The organism is Yimella radicis (assembly GCF_054778255.1).
Map to the genome: position 1 here is coordinate 1 of NZ_BAAGZR010000015.1, position 530 is coordinate 530.

The 530-nt window shown below is 69.1% G+C and carries 1 protein-coding gene; it reads left to right on the forward strand.

What is annotated here, in order from left to right; all coding sequences use genetic code 11:
- Window positions 1-43 precede the first annotated feature (43 nt).
- A partial coding sequence (locus ACYU8W_RS11555; RefSeq protein WP_499469205.1) for a transposase occupies window positions 44-530 on the forward strand: 487 nt, incomplete at its 3' end.

The following is a 530-nucleotide window of genomic DNA, read 5'->3' on the forward strand; positions in this document are numbered from 1 at the left end:
CGGCGCGGGTCTGGCCCGATATCTGAGCTCTGCTGGGGTGCCAGTGCTGGAGGTCTTGCGCCCAAGTCGGCAGATCCGCCGGATGCGTGGCAAGTCCGACGAGATCGATGCCTACGCCGCCGCGGAGACCGCGTTGGCCGGCACGAACTGTTCGGTCCCCAAGGACCGTGACGGACGCGTGGAGGCGATCCGTGTCGTGGCGACCGCCCGCAGGTCAGCCATTGCCGCGACCACCGACGCGGTGCTGCAGATCCGGGACATCCTGGTCACCGCACCCGAGCCGATCCGAGCCAGATACCGGGCGCTGCGCGGCAAACCGTTGATCGCCGCGCTGGCCAAGATCCGGCTGCACGACCCCGACGACGTAGTCGCCGAACACACCCTGACGGCGTTGCGAGCTCTGGCCCGCCGCGTTCAGCAGTTGCGCATCGAGACCGATGCGCACGAGCAGACGCTCGACGACCTAGTCACGCGCGTGAACCCGGCGCTGCTCCAGGCCAAAGGGGTCGGCGTCATCTGCGCTGCCGACC